This window comes from Moorena sp. SIO3I6 (assembly GCF_010672095.1).
Window position 1 is genome coordinate 1 of the sequence record NZ_JAAHHU010001614.1, and the last position, 1,131, is coordinate 1,131.

The window sequence follows — 1,131 nt, forward strand, 5'->3', positions numbered from 1 at the left end:
TCTAATTTAACTGGGGCTAATTTGACTGGGGCTAATTTGTGTAATGCCACTATGCCGGATGGTACAGTATCTCAGCAAGGTTGTCCTTAATTTCATGATCAAGCAGTAAATTGTAAATTATGGAAAACGAACTGGCAGCAAAAGCCGAAAAAATACCAGAAATCAAAAATGATGTCTGTCGTACCGCAGTAGTAATGGCGGCCAAACGTGCTATTGAATCGAAAAGGGCAGACCGACTTTTTGACGATCCTTTTGCTGCTCAGTTAGTTGGGTCTAAGGAAATACAGTCTTTGATGGATTATTGGGAAAAACAAGACGGTAAAGACCCGAAATCAAATACCCTTCGCATCCAGTTTGTGGCAGTGCGAACTAAATTTTTCGATGATTTTCTGATATCTGTAATACCAGAGGTACGTCAAATTGTAATTTTAGGGGTGGGGTACGATACTAGAGCATATCGTCTACCCTTACCACCTGAACTATGTGTATACGAGATTGATTTACCAGAAATCATGTCTCGCAAAGAAGCAATTCTTAAGGATATTCCCTCTAAATGTCATCGCTATTCCATCGCCACAGATTTGCAAAAACCTTGGGTGCATTTATTAAAAAATCATGGATATAAATCTAATAAGCCGACAGTTTGGTTGATGGAAGGTTTATTGATGTATCTGGATAAAACAGAGATCAATATATTACTGCAAACAATTTCTGATATCAGTGTCAAAGGGAGTTATTTGGCTGCAGATTTAATAAGTGTAAAGTCGTGGCAGATAGGCTCTAAAACTCAGAAGGGATTAATTAGTAAAAATTGGCGTTTTGGCACAGACGAACCAGAAGAATTATTGGCTTATTATGGGTGGAATGCGTCAGTGATCCAACCTGGAGAAATAAGAGCAAATTATGGACGTTACTCAGTCCAAATCGCACCCCGTTCAGTACCTGGAATGCGACGTTCCTTTATGGTGACCGCTAAAAAAGAATGATGGCTCTCCTAGACTAAATTACATTTTACTTATCAATACAATACTCTAGATTTAATAAAACATAGGGAAACAAATTTGTAAACCATCCCCCCCAAATTTCTTTAGCTTTCTCCCCTTCAATAAAGGAGTTGACAATACGTTGCCA

2 protein-coding genes are annotated in these 1,131 nt (G+C 38.5%); both read left to right on the top strand.

The window, feature by feature from the left end:
* Window positions 1-90 (top strand): pentapeptide repeat-containing protein (locus tag F6K49_RS54165; protein WP_366514382.1); only part of this gene is annotated, 90 nt, incomplete at its 5' end.
* A gap of 29 nt (window positions 91-119) precedes the next feature.
* Complete coding sequence (locus tag F6K49_RS51665) at window positions 120-986, top strand: SAM-dependent methyltransferase (RefSeq protein ID WP_293110769.1); 867 nt, start codon at window positions 120-122, stop codon at window positions 984-986.
* Window positions 987-1,131 lie beyond the last annotated feature (145 nt).

What these genes read in the sequence shown, in the direction of transcription:
- F6K49_RS51665 (WP_293110769.1), top strand. Translation starts at nt 120, where the DNA reads ATGGAAAACGAACTGGCAGCAAAAGCCGAAAAAATACCAGAAATCAAA.